Genomic DNA, 26,399 nt, shown 5'->3' on the forward strand with positions numbered 1-26,399 from the left:
ACGGAAGGGAATCCTATTTCCAAAAATCTATTACCGGGTAGCACATCCGCGTGCCAACCATAGCCAACAACTCAATGTATTAACAATACACATAACAGGAATGTAGACGAGGGTTATATATGAACAAAGTTTACAGCATTATTTGGAACGCGGCGCTCGGTATTTGGGTGGTCGTTTCCGAATTAACCAAAGGAAAGAAAAAAAGCAGCTCGCGTAAAACTGTCGCCGTACTCACGGCCGGCGCATTAAGCGCTGCTTCAATGCAAGCTTCAGCAACTCCGATCATCGACATCGGTGAACATAATATTTTTACCGACTACCAGACAGGTATTTCTGTTGGGGATTATGAGGGTGTCCACGACTACGGATTCTTATATGAAGATATCACTGCTGGTCAGGCGCTCAATATCAGCGGCGCGATCCCAACCATCAGTCCGGGTCAAAGTGGCGTTGTTGAATCAACGACCATCAGAGAGCTACTGCAAACCGGCAAAATCACCCTGCAGGCCACCAGCCCTGACCAGGGCGTAAAAACGATTACTACCGCCGAGGAGCTGGCGGAATACCTGACTTATAACCAATCATCAACGCCTTCGCAGAGCACAGAATTTGAGATTAACGACCCGGCGTTCCCCGGCGAAAAAACAACCATTAAAGTCTTTGATACCAACGCGTTAAGTAACTTTCTTACCGAATCACAGATTGGCGATTCGGCATTAAACACTTACGATCCGACGCAGTCTAAAATCTACAAACAATTTGGCATCGCGCTGGCGACAAACGGCTCCACGGCCAATCTGAATTTGGGCGACGACACGCTCAATGTACGCGCCAAAGCCAATACCATCGAATTACTGGCCAAAGACTCCTCCTTACTGGAGGCTCAGGACGCGGGTAGCCAGGTTTACTGGCAATCCGATAACTTTATAAAATTTAACGCCGCACCGGTTATTCCTGAAAAAACCTTCGCCGGCTCAGCGCAAACCTCCGTGTTTGGCGATGATGTCACGCTCATGACCTACGGCTATGATACGGACGGCAAAGTCGTCGAAACGGGTGAGCGCACATTTAACATCACCAACACGCAGGAGTTGGCCGAATTTAACGACTGGCTGTTGGGCAATAGCAGCGACGCGGCGGAAAACCCGGAAGGCGAAAAAGTCAGCCAAATCCAACTGTGGCTGGAAGCGAATGAAGTCACTACCGTCACCGCAGCACAAACGAAGTATGCCGAGCTGATTGATGGTCTGATCAATTCCAGCAAGCCCTCTGACGTGCTCAGTTGGGATTACGACGTCTGGACAGACGGCTTATCGCATGTCAATAACGCGACCGCTGGCCGCGGTGAGCTGCATGCTATTTACGCCAACGGCGCAGGCACCTCTGGCACCCTGAACAAAGATGCGATTCTTGCCGTTGACGGCAGTATTAATGGCGTCATGAAAGCCGTTGATGGCGGGGTTATCACAAACTTTGGCGAACTGAACGCATTACGAACGTCTACCGGGCAGAGCCTGGCGATTGGCATGCTGGCAAAAGACGCGACGGCAACCAACAACGGGATGATCAACTCCGTGCTGTTTATCGATAAAGACGGCAACCAAAACGTCAACAGCTATGGCGCATTTGGTATGCAAGGTCAAGGCACCAGCCAGATCGCTAACAACGGCATCATCAACCAGGCAATCACCACCGATAACTTTGGTACCGCTTCGGCAGCCGATCCCTGGAGCAAAGACGTCCCCGCTTCTTCGCTGACGCTGGCGATTGGTATGCAATTGTCTGACGATGCGCAAGGGGTCAACAATGGCGAGATTAACGTCGTAGACGGACGTAAAAGCGGTACATCCTTTGCCAGCGGCACCGCTTATGGCGTAGAAGTCGCCGGGAATGCCACCTTTACCAATGCTCAGAATGCCTCTATTTATCTTGGTCGCGACGCAAGCGATCCGGCTAAAGATGTCACCATGGCAGGCGGTTCCAGCCTGAGCGCCGGTATTATGATCAAGAGCGCCAAAGAGGTGATTAACAACGGCCTTATCACGCTGGGAACCGGCGTCCGTAACGCCGCAGGGATTTTGGTCGGAAATGCCACGGGCAACGTCCTCAATACCGGCAATATCGTGATCAATGGCGGTTCTAAAGGGGGCAGCAGTAAGAACTACGGCATCTCCGTACACGACAGCGGCGCAGAAAATAATCAGGAAATCCGTAACGACGGCAAGATTAACGTGAATGGCACCAACAACGTAGGGATCCACGTTAGCGCCAATAACAAAAATGCCGAAGTCACCACCAGCGCTGCAGGCTCTATCGTGGTGGACGGTGAAGGCGGCGTCGGTAACCGTAACTACGCCATCTGGGCGGAAGGTGGCGCCAACGGTCAGGCAGTGGTCAACGTCTACTCTAATATTACGCTGGATAAAGCCGGTAACATCGGCGTCCACGTGCGTGATAACGCCATCGCTAACGTTGACAGCTTAAGTAGCCCCTCATTTAACAGCACCGATCAGATTGGTTATTACCTGTATGGTAAGGGCGCTACCGCCAATATTGGTCAGGCGGTGATGAATGACAACGGTCAGGATCGCACCACCATTTTCCGTATCGCCAATGGCGCATTGCTGGCCGGTAATACCACTAACCCGAAAGATCAGTCCACTTCCAACCTGGATTTGACTCTCAGCGGTAACAATTCCGTGGGCGTACTCGCCACCGGCGCAGGCAGTAACGTAGATACCGGTGAAGCAACGTTCACCGTTAAGGGTACTGACTCTGCGGCGCTGGTTATCGAAGGCGGCGCGAAAGGGACCATCAGCGATAAAACCACCATCAATTTAACCGGTGAAAGAACCGTTGCCGGGGTTGTGGATGGTCAGGCGCATCAGTTGAATGGTAATACGCAGGGCAATGCCACGAGCACGACCCTTACCTCAAACGCGAAGATCACCTCTGAAGCCAGCGGCAACAAGGTAATCGCCTATGTGGCGAGGAATCTGGGCAACCTGATCCTCGATACCAAATCGATTATCGATCTGGCCAGCGTCGACAGCATCGGTGTCGATGTTCAAAAAGGCGGTTGTAGATTCAATCTGTCAATGCAACACCCCTTTCAATTATCTCTTTCGGTGTTTTGAACTTCAGTGTCTTTCTCGGTCTGTTGTTTAGCTGAGCAGCAACCAGATCTAGTTCATGTTGAGTATATTGGGCAAGACATGTCTTTTTAGGAAAGTACTGCCGAATTAGCCCATTTGTGTTCTCATTTGTTCCCCGCTGCCAAGGACTCTGAGGATCGCAGAAGTAAACTTTAACGCCGGTGCTGACAGTAAATTCTAGATGTCTGGCCAGTTCCATTCCTCTGTCCCATGTCAGTGATTTTCTGAGTTCTGACGGTAAACTCAGGAATTTGTCGGTAAGAGCCTGATTTACTGAGACAGAATCTTTGCCCCTGAGTCTAAGGATGATCGTATAACGTGATTTTCGGTCTACAAGTGTGGCTATATGAGAGTTTTTTGTACCTGAGACTAAATCGCCCTCCCAATGCCCCAGAGAGCGTCTGTTATCGATATTTCGGGAACGTTCGTGAATTGGTGTTCCGTTCACTATGTTAATCGTACCTCTTTCGCCTTTGCGGGTATGACGCCTGCCATGGCGAAGGCTATGCGACCGTCGCAGATGCTGTATATTCAGGTGGTGTAGCGCTTCACGGCTACGAAAGTACAGCGTTTTATAAATTGTCTCAGGTGATATTCGCAGCGTTTTTTGACGTGGTTTTGTTCGCCTTAACCATCCTGATATTTGCTCTGGAGACCATTTCATCTCCAGCTTTTCCAGAACAAGCTTTCGCAATGGCAAATTTTGATCCAGTAAGCACGGTTTTGGCCTTTTCGCCATTCTGTTGGCTCGGTTATTAGCATCAACAGCTTTGTAATAGCGTCTGCCCCGATTACGCTGAACTTCACGTGAGATCGTCGAAGGACTGCGATTCAGCGCAGTAGCTATCGCACGAATGCTCATTTTGGCTGACAAACCAGCTCGTATCTCCTCGCGCTCAGACAGTGTCAGGTGAGCTACAGCCCGCTTACGCTCATGGGGTTTTATGCCGCCAGTATCCCTTAACATAGTGAAGATCGTTCCGGGTTTTGAACCCAGGATATTCGCTATTTCACTGAAGCCTGTTCCGTTCTTCCATAGTTCAAAAACAGAGGCTTTTTCCTCTGCTGTAAATGTTCGTCTCATTCAAAAAACCTCCGCAACCCCATGTTTTCACATAACTGTTGCGTTGACCAATTGAATCTACAGTATATTCCTCATACGGCGCCTGCATCGTATGGCACGATAAACAGAATTCCGTGCTTGAGGTTTTGTGCAACGTCCATTGCCCTGCCAAAACGATAACAGCACCAAGAACAATGCACAGCAGCATCGTCCCGAGGATGGTTTTATTTATTTTTCTCATCTTTTATTCCCACAAGACGAATACCCTTTAATAGGTAGACAATAATTACCCTAACGCGGCTACTTATTGATATTCATCAAACGCAGACGGAAATGAGAATCAGCATGTGGGTAAGTTTGAAGGCGCTCGCATAATTAATAAGAACGAAATTAAATATAAAATACCTTTTTAAAATCAGAGGATTGAACCAAGCCCAAGGTTTAATTAACCATTAATCATGGAAACGTCAGAATAAAAATTTAATGAGTGCTGAATGGCATTAAAATTATGCCCTTGGCAATAGTCGCTATATAATAAAATATACAATGAAAAAACATAAAAACGAACCCTTTTCTATTACGTGATAACACGTATTAATGAAGATACCCCTCTTGTGGTTGTGCTCAGATATACATTCACGACAAGACTTGTGACACACACCTATCATTGACGCGCATTTATGCATGCAACCTTGATCTGGTCACTTATTATACAGATTCGATTTTCGCTACACTCTGGGTAGAGGTAAACAAACAGGAGGTAGTGAATATGTATCGCTCAATTCTGGTGCCCATTGATATCTCTGAAACCGATTTAACCCGCCATGTTGTTCCACAGGTCCAGGCGCATGCCAAAACCGCTAAGGTCCACTTTTTAGCCGTTATTCCTACCGTTCCGTTCTATGCCTCGCTGGGGCTGGCTTACTCAACAGAATTCCCGGACAGAAGCGGTCTGCAGGCCAAGGCCAGCGAAAAACTCGAAGAGATTATTAAGCAGTTCAATATTCCTGCAGGCAGGAGTCAGACTCACGTCGTTTACGGCCCGCCGAAGGATCAGATCCTCAAACTGGCGGAGGCGGTAGACGCTGAGCTTATTGTTATTGCCTCACATAAGCCTGGTTTTAGCACTTATCTGCTGGGTTCAACGGCGGCTGCCGTAGTACGCCATGCAAAATGTCCCGTGCTGGTTGTGCGGTGATAGGGTCAAAATGGGGGCGAATTTGCACTAACGTTTATAAGTTAAGCATTATTGAGCACATGTGATTCTTGCTCAGGGTTCCGTTCACCTCAGCGGTAAATGTAGCAATATACCGGAGGCAACAGATTCATTGCCTCCGGATGTCCCACTCTCAGTTACTCATTACGGCCATTCATTTTCGTTAAAATGACAAGCATTAGAACGAATGTATTTCCGTTTTTCTGTGGCTTAGGCCATCACTCAGTTCTGAATATCCAGCCTGACCAGTGCCAGCAACAGCTGACTCAGCGCGCCATAGAAACCAAAGTCATCATAGCGGCGGCATTTGGCGGTGAATTCCGGTAACCAGCGTAACAGCCCCGCCAGCGTTTCTCTGCGCAGCGCATCAATACGCTGGCGGCTAAGCCCGGACTCTCCCAGAGAAAAATGCAGATGACTCAGCAGTTCGATAAAAATTGCCAGATGATCGGCTGACTCGCTAAACGTTTCGCTTACCTGCATGCCAGCATCGGCTAACAATCGTTTAATGACCCCGTAATTCGGCCCTCCTTCAAGATGAGCCGACGCATAGGGTAACGCCGCGTGTTTTTCCGTCATCAGAAACAGGCTACAAAAATCAGCCGCCAGTTCGAGGGTAGCGTCCTCACGCACCTGAAGCGCAGCAATTTTCTCCTCCAGCTGAAGGACTTCCGCTTCAAGCGACGGTTCACCTTTTAGCACCGCGAACCACTCAGCCATTTCGCTGGACTGCAAAAGTGCCAGGCTGTCATCGTCACGTTCCCGGGAAAACAACTGCGCTAGCCAGGCGTAAACACAGGCCATCTGTTCTGTTGTCAGGGAAGAGTGTTTTATCATGACGATACCTTCTCCGCCGGAACATATTCGCACTGCGCCACCATTTTTATCGGGCCGCTAAACGCCGTCACGTTATCCACCTTGCCGGTATATTTCTCAATTTCCACCAGCGTAGTATGAGCGCTGGTCGCCTGCGCCAGTTGAGACGTGCCGATATCGATTGTTAATACGTTTGGATTGCCGTATTTACACAGCGCCCCAGTTTCTCCGCCGTTATCAGGGTCGTACCAGGCACCTTCATGAATACGCGCCACGCCTGGCGAGTAGAGGTCGGAGACAACCGCCCCGGCCAGTACTTGTCCACGAGCGTTAAACACACGGACAATATCACCGTTGCGAATCCCCCTGACGCTGGCATCCTGCGGGTTGATAAACACCGGCTCTTTACCACTTACCGCATAATGCTTACGCAGCGCTTCAGATTCACAAAGCTGCGAGTGCAGACGGAAATCAGGATGAACGGATTGCAGATGCAGTGGCCAACGCTGCGACCCGGGTCCACCATGTGAGCGTTCGATTTTCTCAAACCACATCGGATGCCCCTGGCAGTCGTCATACTGCATACCGGCAATGGTTTTCGAGAAAATTTCGATCAAACCGCTCGGCGTGCCCAGCGGCTCAAGATCGGGGTCTTCGCGGAATGCCTGATGACGTACAAACATCTGCGGATGTTCGAATTCAACGTACTCTTGCTGATTCCAGAAAACGTCAAAAGCAGGGAGATGAACGCCGCGCCCTTTCCCCTGCTGGCTTCCTTCCTGCCAGATCCGTTTCAGCCACCCCATCTCATCCAGCCCTTCGGTAAAGGCTTCTTCACGATTAAAGCGGCGGCAGAGATCGCGGAAAATATCGAAATCATTACGTGCTTCAAATTGCGGCTGCACCAACTGTTTCATGGCGATAATGCCGCGGTTGGAGTGGTTGCCATACTGGTCAAGATCGTTACGCTCAAACAGGGTCGTCGCGGGCAATACGATGTCAGCGAATCGACAGGTCGAGGTCCACTGATTATCGATGGCGATAACGGTTTCCAGCTTACGCCAGCCCTCAATAATACGATTGATCTGCTGGTGACGATGGAAAGGGTTGGTCCCGGCAAAAACGCACATCTTCAACGGCGGCAACTTGACGGTTTTGCCGTTCCAGTTAATTTGTTTACCCGGCTCAAGAATCGCATCGATAAAACGCGCGATCGGGATGGTGCTGCTGTACCCCTTATAATCAGTGCTGTCATGCACAGGAGGTACGGTAGTGGAGCCAGAAAAACCGCTCAGGATAATTCCTTTGCGGCTTGGCGTGCCCGCGCCGTTGTAGTGCCAGCCAAAGCCGAAGCCACCGCCGGGTAAGCCGATTTGTCCAAGCATTGAGGCCAGCACCACGATCATCCACGCCCACTGTTCCCCGTGCTGCATACGCTGGACGCACCAGCCGGCAATAATCTGCGTTCTTCCGCCCGCCATTTGCCGCGCCAGTTCACGAATCGTATCGGCATCAATCCCGCATATTTTTTCCGCCCACTGGGCATCTTTAGGCTGTCCGTCACTTTCCCCCAGCAGATAAGGCAGAAACTGCTCAAACCCTACGCAGTAGTTATCGAGAAAATGCTTATCGTAGAGCTTCTCGGTATAAAGTGTGTGCGCCAGCGCCAGCTGTAGCGGCACATCGGCCTGCGGATTCACGGCGACGTGTTTAACCTTGTCGCGGCCCAGGTAGTCGTGCGTCGAGGTGATGACCGGATCAACACTGATAACCGAGATCTCGCCGCGCGCCACTTTTTCTTTCAGTTGTTCGTAGTATTCATAAACATCATGATCCGGGCACCACCAGTTCGCCTGCTGGTTTTTAATCAGGTCGGAACCCCACAGCACAATCGTTTTGCTGTTTTTCAGCACCAGCGGCCATGAGGTTTGCTGTTCATATACCTCCATTGACCCGACCACGCGCGGCAGAATCACCTGGGCTGCACCAGTGGAATAGTCGCCCCCGGTACTTACGCTGTTGCCGTGCAGCGCAATGGCGCGCGCCAGCATCCCCGAGGCGTTATGGAACATGCCGGTTGATTGCCAACCGCTGGCCGTCAGCAGCGCGCTCGGGCCATAGGTCTTCTGAATTCGCTCCAGCTCCTGATAGAAGAAGTCCAGCGCTTCATCCCACGAAACGCGCACAAAGCGGTTATCTCCACGCTGCGTGGTATCGCTCTGATGGCGTTTACGCAACCAGTCGACGCGGACCATTGGATAGCGAATACGCGCCCCACCATGCACGTGATCCGGCAGTCCGGCGATCATTTTTGACGGGTACTTATCACGCTCAAACGGTTTGGCTTCAATAAAACGCCCATCAACCACGGTGGCGCGGATTGCCCCCCAGTGAGAGCCGGTCAGGATCCCCTCTTTGACGCCAGTTCCCTGCACCTCTGCGGCGTTGGCGCTGCGCGGTGTGAGCAGCGAAGGTCCTAACATACCGGCGACGGTCAAGCCGCCCAACTGCAGTAGAAAACGACGGCGAGATGCCTGAAAGAGATCGTTATTTTTCATTGCTTTCTCCCTTATCGCCATGCGGCTTGTCCGTGGTGTCAGAGGCATTCATCTGCAGATATTTCAGTAAGGTACGTTCTTCACGTTTATCCAGACTGGTAAATCCAATCATGCCGTTCAACGTGCCAATCCAGCCGTTGGCGTCAAAGTGTTCTTTCTCAGGTGCGCCGTGGCACTGGTTACAGGTTCCGTTATAGAGCGAGTCGGCATAAGCCCAGATTGGCTTAATGTCGTTAACCATATCGCCCTTCTGCATCCAGGCGGTGGCCTGCAGCTTGCTCCACTGCGTATTCGTTTCCGCGACGGTCGTTTGCTCCAGGGTTTTCACGTGCTGCTGGATGTCGCCACGAATGGAGGCCACAAAAATGCGTTTACCTGGCAATTGCGCCAGCACGCGCTGACGCCCGTTACTCTCTGTCCAGCCCACAATTTCAATTTGCAGCCAGTCGCCGTCACGCTTTAACACTTTTACTTCAGAAGCAGGCAGCAGTGAGCCCGCAGGTTCTTTATCCCCTTTGGCGGCATAAATAGGTTTGATGTCCAGGGAATAGAGCGTATCGCCATCGTCGTTTGAGTTGGCGCGTAACTGGTCAAACTGCTTGCGGAAACCGCTGCTCATATCGGGAAGCTGATGCGCAATACCTTTATGGCAGTCAATACAGGATTGATTGTCCTTGGCCGCAATCTTCATCTGACGCGCAGCTTCAGGATGCTGTTTCGCGTGATCCATCGCATCATAGTTATGACAGGAACGACAGGTCGCGGAGTTATTCTCCTTCATTCGCGCCCATTCGCGCTCCGCCAGCTCGGCACGTTTGGCTTCGAATTTCTCAGGAGTATCAATAGAGTGGGCAACAAAGGTCTGGTAAATATCGTTGCTGGCCTCCAGCTTACGTTTCACCATGCCAGGGATATCGGATGGAATGTGGCAATCATGACACTCTGCGCGTACCCCGGAGGCATTCTGAAAATGCGCAGACTGTTTATATTCTTCATAAACCGGCTGCATGCTGTGGCAGCTCACGCAAAATTCGGTTGAACTGGTTAATTTAATGCCAACGTGCGGTAAGACGATCAGCGCGATACCGACCACCATCCCGATGACGACCAGCGCCAACACTGACCAACGTGCGCTCGGTCTGAGCAGCGCCCTCCATAGTTTCCGCATAATAGCCCCTGTAAATATATGGTTTAGTTACAGAGGATCTTATTTCGCAAATGTGAACGGCAACACTGGTCAGGATGAATGGCTTACGGCACAATGTGAACAGATATGAACAGAAAGAGACAACAACCAGGATGTCGCATCACATTGTCATTGTTGAGGATGAACCCGTTACCCAGGCACGATTACAGGCTTATTTTGAACAGGAAGGTTATCACGTCTCGGTCACAGCCAGCGGAGCCGGCCTGCGTGAAATCATGTCACAACACTCTGTCGATCTTATTCTGTTAGATATCAATCTCCCGGATGAAAATGGCTTAATGCTGACCCGCGCCCTGCGTGAACGCTCAACGGTGGGGATCATCCTGGTCACGGGTCGTAGTGACCAAATTGACCGTATCGTTGGCCTGGAAATGGGGGCTGATGATTACGTCACCAAACCGCTGGAGCTACGTGAACTGGTGGTGAGAGTGAAAAATTTACTCTGGCGTATCGACCTTGCCCGCGAGGCGCGACCGGAGGCCAAAGACAACTGCTATCAGTTTGCCGGGTATTGTCTGAACGTCTCCCGTCATACTCTGGAACTGGGCGACGAGGCAATCAAACTCACCCGCGCCGAGTATGAAATGCTGGTCGCGTTTGTCACCAATCCGGGGGAAATTCTCAGTCGCGAACGTTTACTGCGCATGCTGTCGGCGCGACGGGTAGACAATCCGGACTTACGCACCGTGGACGTACTGATCCGCCGTTTACGCCACAAGCTGCGTGCTGATTTACTGGTAACGCAGCACGGGGAAGGTTATTTTTTAGCGGCTGACGTGTACTGATACAGATAAACAGGACGGAATCCGCCGGGTGACAACGAGCACTTTACATGCTGGCTGTCGGCATTTTTCGGGGTGAGCACCAGGATCGGTGGACTGATATTTTCCGGCACCGGTTGTCCTTGTAATACTCTGATAGCCTGCTGAATCGCCAGTTCACCTTGCCAGACCATTTGATCGCTGGCAGCCATAATGATTCTTTCGCGTTTAAGCCCGCGATACACCTGATGCGACAGATAAAAAGAGACGACAGTTAACGGCGCGCCCTGATTGCGCTTCTCCCCCATTGCCGCTTCCGCAGCAATTGCTGTACCGGCCACCACGTCGGCATCCGGGTGACGCTCAAGCATCTCCTGCAACAGATTACGCTGTATTTCAATATCATTATCGCCCAACGCCACATCCACGATGCGCACCTGACTGCCGGCAATCGCCTGACGGAATCCGGCCACCATCTCACGACTGCCCCCGGCGTCATCAGGTCCTGGCAATAATAAGACCTTTAGCGGTTTGCCCGCGCTCCACTTAACCAAATAGCGGCCTGGCTGATAACCCATCTGGAACCACGGAACCCCAACCCGGGCTTTTACCGTTGCGTCATGGATAGCATTCACCACCTCGATAACCGGCAGCGTACCAACCTGCGCCTGCAAATCCGGAAAAGTCGTCGTGCTGCTGCCCAACAAAATGGCATCCGCGCCCCATTGCTGGCATTGAGCGATTTGTGATTTTTGCGTGTCGAACTGGCGATACCCTCCCGCCTCGAGCACCTTCAGGCTTACGCCGTATTTTTTCGCAGCCTCCAGCATGCCGTAATTCACGGAAAGCCAGTAGGAATCCTTCAGGCTGGGATACAGCGCACACAGTTTCCAGACTTTGTTCGCAGTAACGTCCGTTAGCGGCTCCGGCACTGCCTGCTGGGTATCCTGCCAACGTAGCAGTGCGGACCCGGTCGCGTGACCTAAGCTGGGAAAAAGTGTGATAAGCAGGAAAACCAATACGCGCATGATAGCCTCAACATTGATAAGGCTTTATCCTAGTTGCTTTCCTCTTTTGGACTCAACCTTTTTAATCTGTGGCGACCCGACAGTGAATTTATCTCTGACCAAACGACTGTGGATAGGCTTCGGGCTGATGGCGGCACTGACCCTCATTAGTACGCTGGTAGGCTGGTATAACCTGCGTTTTGTCAGCCAGGTTGAGCAGGCCAATACCCAGGCGCTGATCCCGACCATGGACATGGCGCGCCAGCTCAGCGAAGCCAGCGCCTGGGAACTGTTTTCCGCGCAGAATCTGACCACCGCAGATAATGAAAATATGTGGCTGGCTCAGGGGCGTATGTTAACCGCCCAAAGCCTGAAAATAACCGCTTTACTGAAAACCCTGCGCGAGCAGGGCTTTGACACGTCGGCCATTGAACAACAGGAAAAAGAGATCGCCCAGTCGTTAAGCCATCAGGGGGAGTTGGTTGGCGAACGTCTGAAACTGCGCGATCGGCAGCAACAGCTCAGCCAACATATTGTTGAGGCTACCGCCGACGTTGCCGAAATGGCGCGCGGTCAGGCCAGTAATGCCGCCACCTCGGCGGGCGCTACGCAGGCAAGCATTTATGATTTGATTGAGAGCCATCAGGGGCAGGCGGCAGAACACGCTCTCGACAGGCTTATCGATATCGATCTGGAATATTATAACCAGATGAATGAACTGCGCCTGAGCGCGCTACGCGTGCAGCAAATGGTGATGAATCTGGGGAATAACCAGGCGCAGAATAACCTTGCAGCGCTGGAAACCCAGCTTAATGCCGCCGTCAGAGTGCTTCACCGCCGACAAATACGCATTGAAGATCCGGTGGTACGCACTCAGGTTGCCGGCGCTGTAAATTCGATAAGCCGTTATGTCGATCTGCTGGCCCTGTATCGTCAGGATAATGACATCACCACCCGCTTACAGATCTTATCGCAGAACAATATCGAGCAATTTACCCGTTTCAGTAGCGAAGTGAGTCAGTTGGTAGAAATCATTGGCCAACGCAATCAGACCGGGCTGGCGCATCTCAAACAGGCCAGCCAGCGCGGGCAAACGCTGCTGCTGCTGTTAGGTGCGGTGTCATTGTGCTTGTTAATTCTCATTCTTTGGCGCGTAGTTTACCGCTCGGTCACGCGTCCGTTGGCGCAGCAAACCCAGGCGTTACAGCGTCTGCTTGAAGGTGATATTGACTCCCCATTTCCGGAAACCGCGGGCGTTCGCGAACTGGATACTATCGGGCGGTTGATGGATGCCTTTCGCGGTAGCGTTCACGCCCTTAATAGCCATCGCGAACATCTGGCCGCTCAGGTAAAAGCTCGCACCGCCGAACTGCGTTCTATGGTGTCTGAACACCGTCAGGCGCGGGCAGAAGCCGAAAAAGCCAACCAGGCAAAATCGGCGTTTCTTGCCGCCATGAGCCATGAAATACGCACCCCGCTGTATGGGATCCTCGGCACTGCGCAGTTGCTCTCAGACAATCCCGCTCTGGCGCAGCATCAGGAGAATCTGCGCGCAATCACCGACTCTGGCGAGTCTCTGCTGACCATCCTCAACGATATCCTGGACTATTCCGCCATCGAAGCGGGCGGAAAAAATGTGGCGATCGGCGATGAACCTTTTGAGCCCAGACCCTTGCTGGAAAGTACGCTTCAGCTCATGCATGGTCGCGTTGTGGGTCGCCCGGTCGTGCTGGTTACGGATTTTGCCGACGATGTCCCCGACTCCCTACGCGGCGATCCGCGCCGCATTCGGCAAATCATAACTAACCTATTAAACAACGCGCTGCGCTTTACCGATCGCGGATACATCACCCTGCGTAGCCGATGTAAAGACCAGGACTGGTATATTGAGGTTGAGGACACGGGATGCGGGATTGACCCTGTCCATCAGCGCGATATTTTTCAGCCGTTTGTTCAGGTTAGCGGTAAACGTGGGGGGACCGGGCTTGGACTCACTATCAGTGCCAGCCTTGCGCAGGCGATGCAGGGAGAACTGAGCGTCACCAGTACGCCGGGAGTCGGAAGCTGCTTTCGTCTTCGTCTGCCATTACGGGCTGGCGCGATGCCGGTAGCTAAATCCGTTCCACGTGCCATATCGTTACAGGGTTTACGCTTACTGCTAATCGAGGATAACCCCCTCACGCAGCGCATCAGTACAGAAATGCTCACCCTCAATGGCGCCCAGGTCACCGCTGCCGACAGTGCGGCTGCGGCGCTCACCATACTGCAGCAAGACGCCCAGTATAATGCCGCGCTGGTTGATTTTGATCTTCCGGATATCGACGGCATCACGCTGGCGCAACAGTTAACCCGCGAGTTTCCGACGTTAAAGCTAATAGGCTTTAGCGCACACGTCATCGACGAAACGCTAAGCCAAAGAACCAGCACCCTGTTTCTCGGCGTTATTCAAAAACCGGTTCCCCAGGATGAACTCAGTCGGCTCATTACCCATTATCTGCACGGTAACGCCCCTCTCCCGGTTGCATTAGAAAATGACGACCAACGGTTAGATACCCAGCAATTAGCCGGGGATATCCAGCTAATGGGATGGCAAAAGGTGCACGAATGGTTAGCGCTCTTTAAGCAACACACCCTTCCTGTATTAGATGAGATTGACGCAGCGCGCGCAGCATATGAGTACGAGAAGATAAAACGTCTGGCACATCAGCTAAAAAGCAGCTGCGCCAGCATGGGGATGCGTTCTGCCAGCAGGATGTGCGCAGCGCTTGAACAGCAGCCGCTAGCTGATTTTTCACTCAGAGAGGAAGTACAACTAAGTCTTACAGAAGTGGAAATGTGGTTGGCAAAAGAAAATTTGTCGCGATTAGCAGAAGCTGAACATCAGAAGTGACGTTGAAATGGTACGCCCTGTAGGATTCGAACCTACGACCTACGGCTTAGAAGGCCGTTGCTCTATCCAACTGAGCTAAGGGCGCATTGCGAAGTGATTACTTCATGCAGATGAAACGCGTGAATTATACGGTCAGCGCTTGCTGAGTCAATGCCTTTTGTTTCGGTTGCTGGCGAAGTGTACGAATGTTGATTTTTTCTGCTCGTTCAAAGGTATCCAGGAAATCACCTGGTAACAACTCAGCCCGCAAAACGTCAGATTTAGGGATACATGTATTTAGAATATTTATGATTTTGCTTAACATTCCTTTATCCCCTCTCCAGTGGTCAGGAACTCTTTAATGTTAAGTATCGCCATCAAGGAAGAAAACAGTCACTTCGAACATGGACTGAAAATCATCATCTCCCATCTGGCAAATCAGTGGCATCAGGAGATTAGCTTTTTACCTGTCGAAGATATCGATCGCGCTGAAATCGCGTTTATCTCACTGGATGAAGATTGGCTCAGCGCCGATTGTTACATGGTTCCTGTCCACACCAGGCGCCAACACCGGGTGGTCATCTGTAGCAAAAACGACAAAGATAAGCTGATGTTCCGCCCCTGCCTGTACATGTTGCCACTGATTTATCGGGAAGATGACGTCGACGAGATAACCAAAAAACTGGTCCTCATCCTGCAAAAACGCGCACTGCGCACTAGCGTGCCCGCGACTATCTGCCATTACTGCACCACCCGCAACTTTTCTATCGAAGAACGCCAGTTCTTAATGTTTCTCGCCAGCGGGTATACGTTAGCCGAAACGGCTCATCTGCTCTCAGTCAGTGATATCCAGGCCAAAGCGACCCGCCGCAGCATTATGAAAAAGCTGCATGTGAAAAACGATCAGCAATTCTTAAGATACATCCGCGCACATCTGAACTTTCTGCAAAATTAGACGGGGTATCTTTGCCTAATTTTTATTGAGAAATATCTCATCATGGATTAAGCATCGGCTCCTACTGTACCTGGCTTCAGGCTGCGAGAATAATCCGGCCATACTATTTCCGGGGTAACAGAAAGACACACCCGGTAATATTTTATCTAATCTCAGAGAGAGGTTGAACTGGATAAAACGATCTTTTGGGCATTGAGTAAGACATCAGAAAACTTCCGGCAGATTATTCTGATGGAGTACGCAATTGCCAGTCTGATGATTGTTGAAGCACTGAAACCCAACGGCACAAGTCAACTCACCTTTGCGCTGACAAAAGTTTGGTTCAGGGATGCCTGTAGTCAGCAATTTATCCAGACCTGCCGCAACAGAAATGGAATGGAAAAGGATGCACAGTGCAAAACGCCGGGACCGCTATCGCCGTATACGAAACGCTAACTGTAGCTGGCAATTTCCCCACTGTACCTCACAGGTATTTGACCGGATCGAGTATCTGGCACAAAAACTCGAATACACCTTACCGGACGGCACTATATCTCAGGCGATAATTACGACAGACTACTATCTGGCCTATGCGCTGAGTCGACATTTATTCTCAGGTACTCGCACGGCGATCTTCCAGAGCGTTGAATCGACCTTGCTCAGCATGCAAGAGCCGGTAATTAGCCAGTTAGTGATTGACATTGAAAGCTTAACAACCCCTTATTTCGATATACTTGAAAGCCTGCGCCAGCTAATTAAGAAGCATAATGACATCCAAATCTTCATAATGCTTTCCAGTCGCGATGAAGACCTCACTACATTTATTTCACTGTCCGGTCCATTTTATATCTTGCCACGCAATTTGCGCCTCCCCGAGATGCGCCATGCCTTATTATCTCCGGTTCTTAACTATATTCATTCCAGGCGTATAAATCAGCTCGACTGGGAGCTGATTACCTTACTATTGCAGGGTAACTCCTTAAAAAAGATTGCATTGTTACAGGAACAACCCTACCACCGCATCATCTATCGCCTGAACCAGTTGATTACGCGCCTTGGATTACCCAGCAGGCAGCGTTTTTTGCATCTGATACACCGTCTCAACGTTACCTCCCCCCCATTTAATTTAACACCATAACTCATTGTGCTATAAGATTTTTTAGGAAATTACTTATTATTGAATAAGAAAAAAGATCTAATTTTTACAAATATTTAATATTTACAACTATTCCTGGTATTATGCCTGGAGGCACACTCACACTTAACCTTACTGATCCTGTGCATTTCAATAAAAAATAGTCCTATTGCAGCCTTAACAAAACCTAAACAATTGGTTTATTGTGTCGTTTTTACTGCTTAAAAAAAATTTTCAATCTGCCATAATTCGAACCACAGATAAATAATACCAATAGTCATTAACACATCTGGATCTTTCAGAATATCCTAACTGACATTAACAACCAGGATGTTGTAAGTCTTTTCCGAATGAGCAGAGCAGGTATAATCCCCACAGTTTCCTGATTAATTGTTAGTTTTCCCGGTGTGAAATGGATTTTCCACAAATTCATTGTTCTGCAGAAGAACAACCGAATAAACAAGGATGAAATAATATTTATTCGGCTCTCCCTCAGAACAATTCTTGGCTATTTGACAATATTATAACGCCTGATGTTTTATCAAATTCGCAAGATACGCAAACAGTTTGAGGCATACAACAATGAAACCAGCATCCGTTATCATTATGGACGAACACCCTATTGTCAGAATGTCGATAGAAGTACTACTCGAGAAAAACAGTAATATTCAGGTAGTGTTGAAAACCGATGACAGCCGTACGGCAATAGAACACCTGCGCACGTACCCTGTCGATCTTGTCATCCTGGATATTGAACTACCTGGTTCTGATGGGTTTACATTACTCAAAAGAATAAAGTCATTGCAGGAGAAAACTCGGGTACTGTTTCTGTCCTCAAAATCCGAGTCGTTTTATGCCGGGCGTGCTATCCGGGCCGGTGCAAATGGGTTTGTCAGTAAACGAAAGGATCTCAATGATATCTACAATGCGGTAAAAATGATTTTATCGGGATATTCCTTTTTTCCTTCGGATACCCTTAATTTCATTAACAATATAAATGCACAAAAAGGCGTCTTACATGACATGCCGCTCTCTAACCGTGAAGTTACCGTTTTGCGTTATCTGGCAAACGGGCTATCCAATAAGGAAATTGCTGAGCAGTTGTTACTCAGCAATAAAACGATTAGCGCTCACAAGGCTAATATCTACTCCAAGCTCGGGTTGCACACCATCGTTGAGCTGATCGATTACGCAAAAATGCATGAATTAATGTAATAACACTCCCGGCGAGATTTCGTTCGGGAGTGTTTTGTTAGCGCATTGATTAGTTATAGTTAATCATGAACGTGGCATCAGCCCTGGCAATGCCAGGCTGAACCCCAGCAGCTAACGCGATATAGTTTGCGAAAAAGGTCAGCGTGGCATTGCCGTTCTCATCAATCCCCACCGTCTGGCTGGCCTGTTCGAGCGGCAATCGCGTACGGTCGCTGTCGTGCAGTTCGATCGCCACCTTTTGCGCCATCACCGCATCATCAAGCGCCAGCAACGTCGTGCCCGGGGCCGGAGTTCCGGAAAACGTTATCGAAGCGGAACCCGGCGGGCAGCCTTCTAGCTTCAGCGTAAACGCGACCGGTTGAGTAGTATCTCCGCTGGTCTGAAGCTGCTTGGTCGGCCAGGTGCCTAGCTCCACGGACTTATTGCTGTCGCTGGCAATTACCGCGCAGGTAAAGTCCACCACGTTTCCGCGCAGTTCAATATTGATTTCCCCCAGCGACGAAGCGGCATGGCACAACGAGCTGAATGTCAGCAGGCACACCATTGCCAGGCGTTTCCCTGCGGCTGGCGTTTGCTTGTTAGTCATAATCCACTCGCAGATAGCCACGGGCTGTGAAAGGTCCTTCGGTAGGCTTATTGCCCGTTACGCTAACCGGCCATGTTCGAATACCCACGCTCGCCGCGGCGTTATCATCCAGTTGAAACGGGATAGTGCTGGACAGATTATTGGGCGTCAGCGGTTTACCGCTGCTGTCGGCGACAATAAAACCTAAATCGGGATTGTCAGATACCATCATTTGCCCGGTGGCTTTCTCGGCCTCTACACGCATGGTTAAGTAGGCCTGTGCAGCGACGTTGGTGCATTTTATCGCTACCGTTTTGGTCTGCGGATTGATGCCTTCAGGCCGGTTTCCCGCTCCTGCCTTGCTAAACAGCGATGCGCCAATATCACCAAAATCAAACTCGACAATCTGCCCGGCGTTTACTTCGCAGTTTTGTGGAACCTCCACCTTGCCGCTGTAGCTGATGGTATAAACCGGCACACTTAGCGCATCTCCGGTACTGGTCGTGACATAGACGCTGAACATCGTCTGCCGCGGAATCGGCACCATGTTAATAAACGGGCGGATTACTTTGAGCTTAAACACCAGCTTTGAATCCATCACGCCAAAAGGCTGCTGCTTAGGTACGTTAGGGTGAGTCCCCATGCGAATGTAATTACGTGGGGGATAAAATAACCCGGCATAGCTATCGGTTATGCTCATGGCCCCCAGCAGGTAGTCATTGAGCTTCAGATACTGAAAACCGCCTTCGGTACTTTGCACCGGAAGTTCAGTGACATAGCTTCGATAGGTGTAATTTACCGTTGTCCCGGCCGGACAGGTGGCATTCACGCCAACCCAGCCAGATTTTTCCGGTAACGTCACCACCTGCCCCGGCTGGTTGTTACTACTGTTGAAGACATTCGACAGATCGTAAAAAACATCCGTTGGCGTGCCATTCGAGTTTTGGCAGACCGTCGCCCAGGACGAATGGGCCATCAGCAGTAAAGCGCTTCCCAGTAACAAACCCGTTTGTCGTTTCATCGTATTATTCCTGTCGTGCTGACGGAGATTCGCACGTCACGTTCGTGAGCGTTACCGCTTGTTTCAGGCTCTCCTCTGGCAAGGCATAGCGCGCCACGCAGCGCGCGTTTGCGCCTTCCCCCCATTGGATCAACAACTCGCCTTTTAGCGGCAGGCCGCTCAGGTAGATTTGCCCGTCTTCACCCACCATGCTGGTCACGCCGCTGGTGTTTTCACGCACGACGGAGCCAAACGGCACTGGTTTACCGGCATGTTTGGCGGTAATCAGCGCCCGCACACCGATTCGTGTATCAAACGCCGCCCGCACCAGCGCCCCTTGCGTTGGCACTACGCTACTGACGTTATTCTCCACATCGGTATTGTTGTTCATGGAATTGGTGTCTAACGCGACGCGGTTATAGCGATAGACGGTGGCATATGGCATCACCGCGTATCCGCGCCAGTCGGTTTGAACGCCGGTCTGGTTCTCTATCCGTACACCCTGCGCACCCGGCGCTTTAATCAGCACGTTGGTATCGCCCAGAGGCTGACTGAGCGTAATGCCGTCCGCATGCCCCACCACGCCGCCGGAGAGCTGCCAGTTGTAGTCATGCTGGTCACGGTCGTAGTTGTAACCCACGCCCAGCGTACCGTAGGCCGCCTGCCAGTTGGCGCTGGCGTTTCCGCTATAGCCATTGCTGCTGCTGTGCCCCTGATTCACGCTGTAGCTCAGGTTGCGCCCATCCAGCAACGTACCGCCGATCCCGCTCTGCCAACTGTTCTGCCCGTTGCTATTACGGTTGGCATTAAACGTGGCGTAGGTGCGATCGAGGGCGTTATCACGCGAGTAACGCCGTCCGCTCAGCAGGCTGAACGGTACAGACATATTGAACGCCAGAATACGGTCGGTGTCGGAGATGCCAACCGATTCATTCCACGACCAGGAGAGTGAATAGCTAATCCCCTGCCAGCCGCTGGCATAACCCAGTTGATACCAGGTATTGGTGTCTGAAGTATTCCAGTACGTCTGCTGACTACCCGAGATATACAGCGATCCGTAATCCCCCAGATTCTGCGAAATGTTAATCTGGAAACGGCCCTTTTTGCTGTAGCTCAGGTTGTGGTAACTCGTCACATTGGGCACGTCGTGGCGATTGCCCTCACTGTCGTATTCGTACTCATAGCCTTCCATACTGCGATACGCCACATCGTCGAGGGTATAGAAGCCACGTGTTGAGTAGCGATACCCCAACAGCTGGAAGTTAGTGCCAAAATTGTTCAGCGATTTCGCATACAAGAAACGTAGCGACTGCCCCTGGTGCGTACTGTCATCCGCCAGTTGGCTGCGCGCATGGGTGAGATCGACAGAAACCGCCCCCCAGTCCCCCAGGTTTCGACCGGTGCCTAAAACCACCGCGGTGTAACGTGAGGCCAACTGCGTACCACCGTATGCGGTATAGCCCTCTGGTAACCCGGCAATTAATGTTCCCTGGAAAAAGAACGGTGAAGATTGCTGGCTATTGCCGCTGCGAAAATCCCCGGCGACAACGTCATATTTGAAACGCCCTTCTCGTTGTAATAAGGGAACGGTGGAGTACGGCACCGTATAGCGTTGCTGGCTGCCGTCCTTCTCATCCACCGTGACCTCAAGATCACCGCTGGATGACGTTGGGTTGAGATCGGTTATCGAGAAAGCGCCGGGTGAAACATAGCTTTGATAAATCACATAGCCATTCTGACGAATGGTCAGTTTTGCCGCGGTACGCGCAATGCCGCGCACGGTGGGCGCGTAGCCCTGTAAGCTGTCGGGATACATACTGTCTGAGGAATAGAGCCGCGCACCGCGAAACCCGACGCTGTCAAAAACGTCGTTGCCAGTGTTGCTGTCGCCCATCACCAGTTCGCCCTTCAGCGGGATAATTGCGCGCTGAAGCCATGTACCGATGTTTTTCCAGCTTTGTGAGTGGTATCCGTCGCCCTTGGAGTAGCTCCACGCACCGTTGTTTCTCAGCCGCCAGGGGCCATAGTTCAGACCACTGAGCATACTGAGGAAATAACTGTCAGTATCACTGCCGCGGCTGCCGGTAAAGCTGTAGTTAACCAGCGCGGCCGGGATCCCTTCATCCCACTCTTCCGGTGGAATATAGCCGCGCGCGCTGTTTAACATTGACGCCTGTGGCAGGCTGACGTTTAAGCGCAGGGTAGAAAAATCAAACGCAATCTCGCTGCCGGGAATCGCCTCAGGTAGATTGATACAGGTATCGTTCGGATCCTTACTGAGTGCCGGAAACGCGGCGATATTGACGCCAAGGCGCTTCACCCAGTCGAGTCCAAAGCACGGCATCAACCCACCGGACTTCTCCCCGGCTTTTGCCGCACTGGTAGTAAAACGAATATCCTGAGTGGCAACAAACTCATCGTTGCGCCAGATATCCACGCGATAAACGCCTTCAGGCTGGTGATTGCCTTTTTCAAAACGTGATAAATCCGCCACGGTTGCCGTATCCGCAGATAAAAAGGCCGGATTAAAATAGCTTTCCCCATAGCTTAGAGAGGGAAAGAGCGCCGCCAGCGTGGACAACGCCACCCCCGCCAGCGGTGGCGTAACCCCCGGTAACAGGCCAGGAAAATACGTTGTCTTATTCATCGTTATCTCAACGCACACTAACCGTTTTGGCCGGGGTCACAGCGCCATAATCGTTGACCGTCTGGAACGTGACGTTGCCCTGAACGCCCGTGGGTAGCAGGACCTGCGCATCGCTTTTCGGCGCAACCATCACGTTATCGACCTTCGTTTTCCCCACATTGAGATTGACCAACGTGACGTAGTACGCTGACGGATTGTTGATTTTCAGGTGGTTGCCGGAGCGGGAAAAGGTCAGCATTCCTGGTGCATCTTCCGGGATTTGCGGCAGATTATTCGGACGAACGAAAAGTTTGATGCGTGACAGAATCGCCAGTTGCAGAACGTTTTTGCCCTCAAGGCTGTTTTTATTGACTGACGGAATGGCTTTGACGTTCATCCAGAACAGCGACTCACGGTCTTTGGGCAGCGGTTCACCGGCATAGATGATACGCAGCGTGTTTTCGCTTTTGGGTTCACTAACAAACAGCGGAGGCGTAACCACAAACGATTTTTCTTTAGCGCCTGCGCTATTCTCAATCCATGAATTTACCAGGTAACGTTCTTTGGTATCGCTATTGCTAATAGACAGGGACGTTTGTTTGGCATCGGCCGGATAAATAACGCGAGTGGCGCCTAATGCAATGCCTCCGGCAGCCTGAACACTGGCAGCAGAAAATAAGGCCAGTAAAAGGATAAAACCTGATTTTAGATAATTAAACATAGCTAAAAATACCTTTGATGCGATTATCGTTGGGAAATAAATCAGGGATAAACCAACGTAAACCACACGTCTGAGCGAAGCGTTCCCGGCGTTATATTTTCCGAGACAGCCCGATAGCGGGCAGTGAAATGAAACGTCATCTCTTGCGTTATAATCGGCACATAATGAAGCGGCAGGGCATTCGGTATAATTTGCCGTTGGCGCTCGTCAAATAACGCCAGGCCAATCCCCGAAGCCGCTGACGCATCGCCGCTGGCAAGAAAAACCTGCGGATCTTCCGCTGGCGTCACGCCCGCAAACGCAATCCCAACATGGTCATAAACATCGGAGCTGCACGACGTTAAGCGCAGTGAAAACGGTACGCTGGTAGAGGCGAAGCTTCCCGTCCCAGAGAAAGCATTGGTGCGATACTGCCCCATTTGCACCCGCATATCCTGACTGTCAGTGGCGACCGTACAGGCGCCGTTGACGAGCTGCCCCCGTAAGTGGACGCGGCCACTTTCCAGTATTACCGTATGTGAAAGCACAGGCATTACGCACAGCATTCCCGCCAGCGCCACGCCTTTCCCTATCATCTGCCGCATCCTTCATCATCCCCGGATATTGCCTCATCCATTGAGGCGAACGTCATCCTTGCGCAAATCAAAACGGCTTATTCGTACTTCATGATGAACGTCGCGTCGGCATTTGCCTGACCCGGCGTTGCGCTTGCGGCAGTGGCTTTGTAACGCGCAGAGAAACGCAGGGTGTTGGTCCCTTCTACCAGCGCCTGAGCGGTAGAGAAGGTTGCGCCATCCGGCTTCAGCGCGGTGGACGTATTGTCCAGAATTTCAATCCCAACACCGCCCGCAGTGGTACCGTTGTCTGCAGAAGTGACGGCCAGCAGGTTGTTATTGGTAATATCGGACTGGCCTGAGAAAGCAACGGCTGCAGTTGCGGCAACGTTCGGGTCACAGTCGTTCAGCACGATAGAGAACGGAATTTGTGCTGTAGTGTCACCCACTGCGGCAAAACTGGCAGTACGATACTGGCCTAACGTCACAACCTGATCGGATGACTGAGTACTGACTGCACAGGCTGCATTGACCAGTTCACCTTCAAAATGCACAGTACCGCCGCTAACGCTTACCGGATCGGCTGCAACCGCTGCACCGGCGACTAACATCAGGCTGGCAATAACAGAAGAGGTCATTAATTTACGTTTCATGGATTTCCCTTGAATTACACACATCCGGCTCCAGCATCCTGCGGGATCCGTTTGAATCATTATCGACATTAAATGTCAGGCTAATTATCTCTGCATCCTGTAAAGATATATATCGCATGAGAATTAGCTAACCTTTTACCCCAATTCTCCTGAGTATTTGATTCACTAATTATTCCTCGCGAATATGACTATTCGTCACAGCGATAAATTAAACATTTCAATTAATGAAAAATACCTGCAAATCCTTTTAATGACCCTGGCTAATTCTTAATGGGACCCAGGAAAAATCTGGGTGTGAATGAGGTAAAATCCCTCATAATTAACCGTAACAGACTGGTTTGTGGCGCATTACCCCTGAAAATACCAGGGTGATGAGTTGTTTCATTCACGTTAATTTTAATTAGCATGCTCATTAATTATCCGCAAGGCTTATGCCTTTGTCCTGATCCCATTCGCAGATCGTGACGCCCCCTGGCGCACGTAAAAATGCAAACGAAAACTGACAGCACGTCCTGCTTCTGACAAAATAGCGGCATCCCCTTCGATTTAACGTAACAGACGGAATCCTCTCTCTGATGGCAGCAAAGATTATTGACGGTAAAACGATTGCGCAGCAGGTGCGCTCTGAGGTTGCTCAAAAAGTTCAGGCGCGTTTAGCGGCTGGATTACGCGCCCCAGGCCTGGCTGTTGTGCTGGTAGGTAGCAACCCGGCTTCGCAGATTTATGTCGCGAGTAAACGCAAAGCCTGTGACGAGGTGGGGTTTGTCTCCCGCTCCTATGACCTGCCTGAAACCACCAGCGAGGCGGAGCTGCTCGAGCTGATCGATACGCTCAATGCAGATACCACCATCGACGGTATTCTGGTCCAGCTGCCGTTACCTGCGGGTATCGACAACGTTAAAGTTCTCGAGCGTATTGCGCCGGATAAAGACGTTGACGGTTTCCACCCGTATAACGTTGGTCGCCTGTGCCAGCGTGCGCCGCGCCTGCGCCCGTGTACTCCGCGCGGTATTGTGACTCTGCTTGAGCGTTACAATATCGACACCTATGGTCTGAATGCGGTCGTTATTGGCGCGTCGAATATTGTTGGCCGCCCGATGAGCATGGAGCTGCTGCTGGCTGGCTGCACCACCACCGTCACCCACCGGTTCACCAAAGATCTGCGTCGCCATGTAGAGCATGCAGACCTGCTGATTGTTGCCGTCGGCAAACCTGGCTTTATTCCCGGCGAGTGGATCAAAGAAGGTGCGATTGTGATTGATGTCGGCATCAACCGTCTGGAGAATGGTAAGGTTGTTGGCGATGTGGTCTTTGAAGATGCTGCCGCACGCGCGTCATATATCACGCCGGTACCCGGCGGCGTAGGCCCAATGACGGTCGCTACACTTATCGAAAACACGCTGCAGGCGTGTGTTGAATATCATGATGTAAAGGACGTTTAAGATGGCCACATTTTCACTGGGTAAACACCCACACGTTGAACTCTGCGATTTACTGAAGCTGGAAGGCTGGAGCGAAAGCGGCGCCCAGGCAAAAATTGCTATTGGCGAAGGGTTAGTGAAGGTCGATGGTGCTGTAGAAACGCGTAAACGCTGCAAAATCGTTGCCGGACAGACCGTCAGCTTTGAAGGCCACAGCATTAACGTCGTGGCGTGATCCCAGGTGCCGGATGAGGTTAACCCCTGTCCGGCCACTTCCTCTCTCCTTTTCAGATAATGACTTCATCACCACTTCACAGTGAACTGTTAGCATGTTGTTTTTCCACACGAAGCGATCATCATGCCAACAATCGTTACCCACACTGCCGTTCCACTCTGTTTAGGATTAGGTCTCGGGCGTAAAGTCATCCCCCCGCAATTACTGTTTACTGGCGTCATTCTGGCTATGTTGCCGGATGCCGACGTCCTGTCGTTTAAGCTTGGCGTCGCCTACGGCAACGTGTTTGGTCACCGTGGTTTTACCCATTCGCTGCTGTTCGCCTTCGTGGTGCCGCTGCTCTGCGTATGGATGGGTCGACGATGGTTTAAGGCAGGCTTAATTCGCTGCTGGCTATTTCTGACGGTTTCACTGCTGTCGCACAGCCTGTTGGATTCGGTCACCACTGGCGGCAAAGGCGTCGGCTGGCTGTGGCCGTGGTCGGATGAACGCTTCTTTGCACCGTGGCAGGTGATTAAAGTCGCCCCGTTTGCGCTATCACGCTACGCCACACCATACGGGCACCAGGTGATAATTTCGGAGTTGATATGGGTATGGCTACCGGGAGTTATGATGATGGGTGTGCTGTGGTGGTATCGGAAATATTAATTTGCCGGATACGACAAGCGTCTTATCCGACCGACATTCG

General features: G+C 51.1%; 21 protein-coding genes, 1 tRNA gene and 2 pseudogenes. 10 read left to right on the top strand and 14 right to left on the bottom strand.

From position 1 onward, the window contains the following. Window positions 1-119 precede the first annotated feature (119 nt). Window positions 120-3,092 (top strand): annotated as a pseudogene (locus HV345_RS17065) (ESPR-type extended signal peptide-containing protein); the annotation flags it as partial. On the opposite strand, the gene HV345_RS17070 reads toward HV345_RS17065, so the two are convergent. Further along, entirely contained in the window at window positions 3,088-4,239 is a 1,152-nt protein-coding gene (locus HV345_RS17070) for an IS30-like element IS30 family transposase (protein WP_001254932.1), read from the bottom strand. The pseudogene HV345_RS17065 and the gene HV345_RS17070 overlap by 5 nt on opposite strands. Window positions 4,240-4,300: 61 nt before the next feature. Further along, window positions 4,301-4,459: pseudogene (locus HV345_RS17075) on the bottom strand (NapC/NirT family cytochrome c); the annotation flags it as partial. A 528-nt stretch (window positions 4,460-4,987) separates the two neighbouring features. Between HV345_RS17075 and uspF the strand changes: the two are divergent. Then, a complete protein-coding gene (gene uspF, locus HV345_RS17080; protein ID WP_003021923.1) occupies window positions 4,988-5,416 on the top strand; it encodes a universal stress protein UspF in 429 nt (142 codons plus the stop codon). A 240-nt stretch (window positions 5,417-5,656) separates the two neighbouring features. On the opposite strand, the gene torD is transcribed toward uspF, so the two are convergent. From torD to torC, 3 genes are read right to left on the bottom strand one after another with little or no spacing between them, the layout of a single operon-like run. Then, on the bottom strand, window positions 5,657-6,271 hold the full coding sequence (gene torD / locus HV345_RS17085) for a molecular chaperone TorD (protein WP_019076213.1): 615 nt from the start codon (window positions 6,269-6,271) through the stop codon (window positions 5,657-5,659). Beyond that, a complete protein-coding gene (torA, locus tag HV345_RS17090) occupies window positions 6,268-8,808 on the bottom strand; it encodes a trimethylamine-N-oxide reductase TorA (protein WP_181635850.1) in 2,541 nt (846 codons plus the stop codon). Before torA ends, torD begins: the two co-directional genes overlap by 4 nt. Further along, window positions 8,798-9,976, bottom strand: coding sequence for a pentaheme c-type cytochrome TorC (torC, locus tag HV345_RS17095; RefSeq protein WP_181635851.1), 1,179 nt, complete (start codon window positions 9,974-9,976; stop codon window positions 8,798-8,800). Before torC ends, torA begins: the two co-directional genes overlap by 11 nt. A 131-nt stretch (window positions 9,977-10,107) precedes the next feature. On the opposite strand from torC, the gene torR reads away from it, so the two are divergent. Further along, window positions 10,108-10,800, top strand: coding sequence for a two-component system response regulator TorR (gene torR / locus HV345_RS17100; RefSeq protein ID WP_016152137.1), 693 nt, complete (start codon window positions 10,108-10,110; stop codon window positions 10,798-10,800). On the opposite strand, the gene torT is transcribed toward torR, so the two are convergent. Then, a complete protein-coding gene (gene torT / locus HV345_RS17105) occupies window positions 10,773-11,804 on the bottom strand; it encodes a TMAO reductase system periplasmic protein TorT (protein ID WP_181635852.1) in 1,032 nt (343 codons plus the stop codon). The genes torR and torT overlap by 28 nt on opposite strands. Before the next feature lie 82 nt (window positions 11,805-11,886). On the opposite strand from torT, the gene torS reads away from it, so the two are divergent. After that, the gene (gene torS / locus HV345_RS17110) at window positions 11,887-14,673 is read left to right on the top strand and encodes a TMAO reductase system sensor histidine kinase/response regulator TorS (protein ID WP_181635853.1); all 2,787 of its coding nucleotides are present in this window, start codon (window positions 11,887-11,889) and stop codon (window positions 14,671-14,673) included. Window positions 14,674-14,681: 8 nt separating this feature from the next. Here torS and HV345_RS17115 read toward each other — a convergent pair. Beyond that, window positions 14,682-14,758 (bottom strand) — tRNA-Arg (locus tag HV345_RS17115). 39 nt (window positions 14,759-14,797) lie between these two features. Then, the gene (locus HV345_RS17120) at window positions 14,798-14,977 is read right to left on the bottom strand and encodes a hypothetical protein (RefSeq protein WP_016152134.1); all 180 of its coding nucleotides are present in this window, start codon (window positions 14,975-14,977) and stop codon (window positions 14,798-14,800) included. Between the two features lie 36 nt (window positions 14,978-15,013). Here HV345_RS17120 and fimW point away from each other — a divergent pair, with 36 nt between their 5' ends. The 3 genes from fimW (at window position 15,014) to fimZ (ending at window position 17,936) form a co-directional block, all read left to right on the top strand. Further along, entirely contained in the window at window positions 15,014-15,607 is a 594-nt protein-coding gene (gene fimW, locus HV345_RS17125; RefSeq protein ID WP_016155913.1) for a fimbria biosynthesis transcriptional regulator FimW, read from the top strand. A 385-nt stretch (window positions 15,608-15,992) separates the two neighbouring features. Continuing rightward, window positions 15,993-16,724 carry a fimbriae Y protein gene (locus HV345_RS17130; RefSeq protein ID WP_181635854.1) on the top strand — a complete coding sequence of 244 codons (732 nt, stop codon included), beginning with the start codon at window positions 15,993-15,995 and terminating at the stop codon, window positions 16,722-16,724. Window positions 16,725-17,303: 579 nt separating this feature from the next. Beyond that, window positions 17,304-17,936, top strand: coding sequence for a fimbria biosynthesis transcriptional regulator FimZ (gene fimZ / locus HV345_RS17135; RefSeq protein ID WP_016152131.1), 633 nt, complete (start codon window positions 17,304-17,306; stop codon window positions 17,934-17,936). A gap of 49 nt (window positions 17,937-17,985) precedes the next feature. Here fimZ and sfmF read toward each other — a convergent pair whose 3' ends face one another. The 6 genes from sfmF to fimA form a co-directional block, all read right to left on the bottom strand. Continuing rightward, window positions 17,986-18,522 carry a fimbria assembly protein gene (gene sfmF, locus HV345_RS17140; protein ID WP_046276058.1) on the bottom strand — a complete coding sequence of 179 codons (537 nt, stop codon included), beginning with the start codon at window positions 18,520-18,522 and terminating at the stop codon, window positions 17,986-17,988. Beyond that, window positions 18,515-19,522 carry a type 1 fimbria D-mannose specific adhesin FimH gene (gene fimH, locus HV345_RS17145; RefSeq protein ID WP_016155910.1) on the bottom strand — a complete coding sequence of 336 codons (1,008 nt, stop codon included), beginning with the start codon at window positions 19,520-19,522 and terminating at the stop codon, window positions 18,515-18,517. Before fimH ends, sfmF begins: the two co-directional genes overlap by 8 nt. Window positions 19,523-19,526: 4 nt before the next feature. Next, a complete protein-coding gene (locus HV345_RS17150; protein WP_181635855.1) occupies window positions 19,527-22,148 on the bottom strand; it encodes a fimbrial biogenesis usher protein in 2,622 nt (873 codons plus the stop codon). 7 nt (window positions 22,149-22,155) lie between these two features. After that, entirely contained in the window at window positions 22,156-22,848 is a 693-nt protein-coding gene (gene fimC / locus HV345_RS17155; protein ID WP_016152127.1) for a type 1 fimbria chaperone FimC, read from the bottom strand. 41 nt (window positions 22,849-22,889) lie between these two features. After that, complete coding sequence (gene fimI / locus HV345_RS17160; RefSeq protein ID WP_019076203.1) at window positions 22,890-23,423, bottom strand: type 1 fimbrial protein subunit FimI; 534 nt, start codon at window positions 23,421-23,423, stop codon at window positions 22,890-22,892. A gap of 77 nt (window positions 23,424-23,500) precedes the next feature. Next, window positions 23,501-24,055 carry a type 1 fimbrial major subunit FimA gene (fimA, locus tag HV345_RS17165; protein ID WP_032946983.1) on the bottom strand — a complete coding sequence of 185 codons (555 nt, stop codon included), beginning with the start codon at window positions 24,053-24,055 and terminating at the stop codon, window positions 23,501-23,503. A gap of 575 nt (window positions 24,056-24,630) precedes the next feature. Here fimA and folD point away from each other — a divergent pair. The 3 genes from folD (at window position 24,631) to HV345_RS17180 (ending at window position 26,359) form a co-directional block, all read left to right on the top strand. Beyond that, window positions 24,631-25,497: a bifunctional methylenetetrahydrofolate dehydrogenase/methenyltetrahydrofolate cyclohydrolase FolD gene (gene folD / locus HV345_RS17170; protein ID WP_003021887.1), complete on the top strand. Its 867-nt coding sequence runs from the start codon at window positions 24,631-24,633 to the stop codon at window positions 25,495-25,497. A gap of 1 nt (window position 25,498) precedes the next feature. Continuing rightward, complete coding sequence (gene ybcJ, locus HV345_RS17175; RefSeq protein WP_016152124.1) at window positions 25,499-25,711, top strand: ribosome-associated protein YbcJ; 213 nt, start codon at window positions 25,499-25,501, stop codon at window positions 25,709-25,711. 123 nt (window positions 25,712-25,834) lie between these two features. After that, complete coding sequence (locus HV345_RS17180; protein ID WP_181635856.1) at window positions 25,835-26,359, top strand: metal-dependent hydrolase; 525 nt, start codon at window positions 25,835-25,837, stop codon at window positions 26,357-26,359. The last annotated feature ends 40 nt before the right edge of the window (window positions 26,360-26,399 follow it).

The organism is Citrobacter sp. RHBSTW-00986, assembly GCF_013783065.1.
Classification (GTDB): Bacteria; Pseudomonadota; Gammaproteobacteria; order Enterobacterales; family Enterobacteriaceae; genus Citrobacter; species Citrobacter braakii.

Excerpts from the sequence above, each read along its gene's own strand:
- HV345_RS17070 (WP_001254932.1), bottom strand. The coding sequence starts at position 4,239 with ATGAGACGAACATTTACAGCAGAGGAAAAAGCCTCTGTTTTTGAACTA.
- uspF (WP_003021923.1), top strand. The coding sequence starts at position 4,988 with ATGTATCGCTCAATTCTGGTGCCCATTGATATCTCTGAAACCGATTTA.
- torD (WP_019076213.1), bottom strand. The coding sequence starts at position 6,271 with ATGATAAAACACTCTTCCCTGACAACAGAACAGATGGCCTGTGTTTAC.
- torA (WP_181635850.1), bottom strand. The coding sequence starts at position 8,808 with ATGAAAAATAACGATCTCTTTCAGGCATCTCGCCGTCGTTTTCTACTG.
- torC (WP_181635851.1), bottom strand. The coding sequence starts at position 9,976 with ATGCGGAAACTATGGAGGGCGCTGCTCAGACCGAGCGCACGTTGGTCA.
- torR (WP_016152137.1), top strand. The coding sequence starts at position 10,108 with ATGTCGCATCACATTGTCATTGTTGAGGATGAACCCGTTACCCAGGCA.
- torT (WP_181635852.1), bottom strand. The coding sequence starts at position 11,804 with ATGCGCGTATTGGTTTTCCTGCTTATCACACTTTTTCCCAGCTTAGGT.
- HV345_RS17120 (WP_016152134.1), bottom strand. The coding sequence starts at position 14,977 with ATGTTAAGCAAAATCATAAATATTCTAAATACATGTATCCCTAAATCT.
- fimW (WP_016155913.1), top strand. The coding sequence starts at position 15,014 with ATGTTAAGTATCGCCATCAAGGAAGAAAACAGTCACTTCGAACATGGA.
- HV345_RS17130 (WP_181635854.1), top strand. The coding sequence starts at position 15,993 with ATGCACAGTGCAAAACGCCGGGACCGCTATCGCCGTATACGAAACGCT.
- fimZ (WP_016152131.1), top strand. The coding sequence starts at position 17,304 with ATGAAACCAGCATCCGTTATCATTATGGACGAACACCCTATTGTCAGA.
- sfmF (WP_046276058.1), bottom strand. The coding sequence starts at position 18,522 with ATGACTAACAAGCAAACGCCAGCCGCAGGGAAACGCCTGGCAATGGTG.
- fimH (WP_016155910.1), bottom strand. The coding sequence starts at position 19,522 with ATGAAACGACAAACGGGTTTGTTACTGGGAAGCGCTTTACTGCTGATG.
- HV345_RS17150 (WP_181635855.1), bottom strand. The coding sequence starts at position 22,148 with ATGAATAAGACAACGTATTTTCCTGGCCTGTTACCGGGGGTTACGCCA.
- fimC (WP_016152127.1), bottom strand. The coding sequence starts at position 22,848 with ATGTTTAATTATCTAAAATCAGGTTTTATCCTTTTACTGGCCTTATTT.
- fimI (WP_019076203.1), bottom strand. The coding sequence starts at position 23,423 with ATGATAGGGAAAGGCGTGGCGCTGGCGGGAATGCTGTGCGTAATGCCT.
- fimA (WP_032946983.1), bottom strand. The coding sequence starts at position 24,055 with ATGAAACGTAAATTAATGACCTCTTCTGTTATTGCCAGCCTGATGTTA.
- folD (WP_003021887.1), top strand. The coding sequence starts at position 24,631 with ATGGCAGCAAAGATTATTGACGGTAAAACGATTGCGCAGCAGGTGCGC.
- ybcJ (WP_016152124.1), top strand. The coding sequence starts at position 25,499 with ATGGCCACATTTTCACTGGGTAAACACCCACACGTTGAACTCTGCGAT.
- HV345_RS17180 (WP_181635856.1), top strand. The coding sequence starts at position 25,835 with ATGCCAACAATCGTTACCCACACTGCCGTTCCACTCTGTTTAGGATTA.